Origin of the sequence: Barnesiella sp. CU968 (assembly GCF_905219685.1) — a bacterium.
Taxonomy (GTDB): domain Bacteria; phylum Bacteroidota; class Bacteroidia; order Bacteroidales; family Muribaculaceae; genus Lepagella; species Lepagella muris_A.
Genome location: NZ_CAJMXD010000308.1, coordinates 1 through 3,526, shown reverse-complemented (window position 1 = coordinate 3,526; position 3,526 = coordinate 1). Strand labels below are relative to the sequence as shown.

Genomic DNA, 3,526 nt, shown 5'->3' with positions numbered 1-3,526 from the left:
ACACTAGTGAGAATAAGAATGTGTGTTGTCCTGGCTTTGGCTTGCGTGGCGGCAACCGGATGGAGCCAGAGTGTCAAGTGGATTGTGAGCCGGGATAATGACTTCTGGAGAGAGACAAAGACAAGTTTGTCAAGACACTCTGAAATGACACCAGTGCTGACAATTCAGGCTGGAGACGGTAAAGGAGACAAAGAGAGTAGGGGAGAGACGCCGGGGCATGTTTTCAAACATTGGGGCACTACGTTCAATGAACTTGACTGGGAGGCTTTCATCGCCCTGGACAGAGATGTTCAGGATAAGATAATGGATGATCTGTTTTCGCCTGACGGTGATCTTCGTTTCACGCGAGGACGTGTGTCTATGAACTGCAATGACTATGGCAGTTCGTGGTATAGCTGCGACGAGGTGCCCGGGGACCTTGAACTGCGGTATTTCAATATAGAACGCGACAAGCGCGGCATTATCCCGCTGATACGCGCCGCCCAGAAATTCAATCCGGAGCTTACGTTCTGGATTTCCCCCTGGTCGCCGCCAAGCTGGATGAAAATAAATCATGACTATCCTGTGGTGAGCAGCCGGCATAACAATGCAGACCCTCGCATTGATTATCTGCTTTTCGGTGCGGTTGATGGCATCGACGAGGATGAGATGAAATTTCTCGGCGAGCGTAACAGCCAGTTCCCCCGCAAACTGGCAAGTCAGGACTATTTCATTCAGGATCCGCGTTATCTGCAGGCTTATGCAAATTATTTCTGCAAATTCATAGAGGCTTACGCCGAACAGGGAGTTCCTGTGGATATGGTGATATATCAGAACGAGGCATACAGCTATACCCCTTATCCCGGTTGCGCGTGGACTGCCGAAGGGACTGTGAGATTCAACCGCGATTACCTTGCCCCTACGCTTGAAAAGCGGCATCCTGATGTCAAACTCTATCTCGGCACATTCAACACCAACCGTCTGGATCATGTGGAGAAGGTTCTTTCAGATTCGCTCCTTCGTGAGTCGATAGAAGGGGTAGCCTTCCAATGGGAGGGGAGAGAGATACTCCCGGAAATAAGGAAGCGGTATCCGGACTTCAGCTATATATGCTCCGAGAGTGAATGCGGAAACGGTGACATGGACTGGAAGGCGGGAGAACATACATTCTTTCTTATTGCCGACAATCTCGGAAACGGATGTGACGAATGGTATAACTGGAATTTTCTTTTGCCTAAACAGGGTATGAGCCGCTGGGGATGGAAGCAGAACGCCCTTATTGAACTTGATCCTGAAACGCGCACATGCCGTTATACACCGGAGTATTATGCCGTGAAACATTTCTCTAATCTCATCCGGCAGGGAGCACGCATCGAAGGGTATTATTATGACAAAGCCGACCGAGTGCCGGTTCTTGCAGTCCGAAATCCTGATGGCATGCTGCTGGTTGTCACCTCCAATCCCGGCGACAACGAGAGAAAACTTTCATTAGAGATAGGCAGCCGATATCTTAACGCAACTCTTTCGCCTCACTCCTTTAATACTTTCTGCATCGGCGCAAATGAAGCACTTTCCCTTTGAAACGCTTGATGCAATGAAGGAAAACCGAATATTCAATATCAGTTCTCTGTCCTTTAAACGCCCCGCAGCCACCATTCCCCGATTGAACCGTACTGCGTAAAACTATTTGAGGGCAGATGATGCGCACGCCAATGAAAGTGCTTATTGCCGCCTCCAACGAGCTTCCTGAGGACGCGACAACTTCGATACCATAATGTCAAACCGACAAAAGCGTCAATCATAATATGTGCAGACTTACAGAAACAGACCGCTTGTATTTTCGTCCGTGGCGCGAGAACGATGCCGAAGCTCTCTACAAGTATGCCTCCGACCCAAGAGTGAGCGAAATGGCTCTGTGGCCACAACATACGTCGGTGGAGATGAGTCGTCAGGTAATCCGCGACTTCTTTATGAACAACGAGCATACTTTCGCCATGGTGCTAAAAGAGACCAATGAGCCGATAGGATGTATCGGACTTGTGCCGGTCGGAGCCGAGCATTACAAGCCACTGGTAAACGAGAGGGAAGTCGGATATTGGATAGGTTATCCATATTGGGGCAAAGGGCTGACCTCGGAAGCTTTGAAATCCTTGATTGAATTTTGCTGCAATAATCTCCGGCTTGACTCACTGATGGTTACGACTGACGCCACCAATAAAGCCTCTCAGCGGGTCGCTGAGAAATGCGGCTTCGTCAACTTCACAGACTATGACTACAATGGAACACCGTCGAAAGCATTCCGACTCAGTCTTTCTTCTTTGATTATAAGAAAAGTTGATGATGACAAGCGAGAGTTTATGGATTTCAATAAAAATGACGCCGAAGAACATTCTTGACATAACACGTCGCGAGAAATAGATAACATACAAGCTAAGAAAGCCAACAGCGCACTCTTCGCCTCACGACTCACAAAACTGGTCAATGCAAGTGAGCATGGCGAGATGATAGGGGATTGGCACGACTGTGGCAGATTGCTTGATTATTGAACATTGATGAAAATCTATCAACCGAGAGCGGAATTGCGCTCCTATGTGCGCTACTATTGGGCGCTGGAAGGCGATGAGCCTTTCAGCGTCCTGACCTTTCCTATCGGTTGTAGGCAGATTATTGTTCACAGGAAATCGCCGCTTTACATACCGGAACTTGATAAGAAACAGTCGCAATTTACTATTAGCGGACAAGTGAATTTTCCTGCGCATATCCAGTCTGACGGCGGTTTGGAAATGATAGTGGCGGTTCTCTACCCGCATACCATCGGGATGTTTATCGACACTCCGCCATCGGCATTCTACAATCTTGAAATATCCGGTTATGACATTGAGAATCGGCAAGTGAATGATGTTGCTCAGAGGATCTTTGATTGTGAGAATGACAAGGAATGTATTGATATTCTGGAGAACTTTCTGTCATCAAAGATTAGATCATCGTTGAATATCAGTCGGATAGGAATGTCTGTCAGTACATTGCTTCGCGTTCCTTCAACATCTGTGAATGCTCTTGCCGCCAGTGCCTGTCTCGGCAAGCGGCAATATGAAAGAGTGTTCCGCGAAACGGTCGGGATGAATCCTAAAGAATATGCCCGCATCGTGAAATTTCAAAAGGCACTGTGGCTGATGCAACGAGGAGAAAGCAACTATGCCGGAATCGGTTAACTGACCTACATTCTGACCTGTACTTGACCTATTATCTGACTTAATTTGATAGGGTTTCCCAATGCCCTCCTTTGGTTTTCCCAATGCGTTTTATTATTTCTTTCTTTCTGAGAGATGCTATAATCCTGTTGACTTTTCTTGTTGAGAAACCTGTCTCTATGGCAATCAATGGCTGTGTAATGCTTGGGGTCTTGCGGATTATCTCAAGAACTTTATTCTCGTCATTATTCTCGCCATTCTCGCCTTTATTCTCGCCAGCGTTGCGAGAATCCTTAGTCAATGCCAATGGATAAGTGACTGTTGAGATTAGCATATCACTCTCAAAGGTGACAGTT

At 47.3% G+C, this 3,526-nt stretch carries 4 protein-coding genes; 3 read left to right on the top strand and 1 reads right to left on the bottom strand.

Annotation, left to right across the window (positions count from 1 at the left end; all coding sequences use genetic code 11):
* The first annotated feature begins 18 nt into the window (after nucleotides 1-18).
* The 3 genes from JX312_RS10690 (at nucleotide 19) to JX312_RS10680 (ending at nucleotide 3,191) form a co-directional block, all read left to right on the top strand.
* Nucleotides 19-1,560, top strand: coding sequence for a glycoside hydrolase family 30 beta sandwich domain-containing protein (locus JX312_RS10690; RefSeq protein WP_124030674.1), 1,542 nt, complete (start codon nucleotides 19-21; stop codon nucleotides 1,558-1,560).
* Nucleotides 1,561-1,784: 224 nt separating this feature from the next.
* Nucleotides 1,785-2,375, top strand: coding sequence for a GNAT family N-acetyltransferase (locus tag JX312_RS10685; protein ID WP_204457984.1), 591 nt, complete (start codon nucleotides 1,785-1,787; stop codon nucleotides 2,373-2,375).
* Between the two features lie 156 nt (nucleotides 2,376-2,531).
* Nucleotides 2,532-3,191 (top strand): DUF6597 domain-containing transcriptional factor, encoded by a 660-nt coding sequence (locus tag JX312_RS10680; protein WP_204457983.1) that lies wholly within the window; start codon nucleotides 2,532-2,534, stop codon nucleotides 3,189-3,191.
* A 40-nt stretch (nucleotides 3,192-3,231) separates the two neighbouring features.
* Here JX312_RS10680 and JX312_RS10675 read toward each other — a convergent pair.
* On the bottom strand, nucleotides 3,232-3,526 hold a 295-nt coding region (locus tag JX312_RS10675; protein WP_204457982.1), incomplete at its 5' end, for a winged helix-turn-helix transcriptional regulator.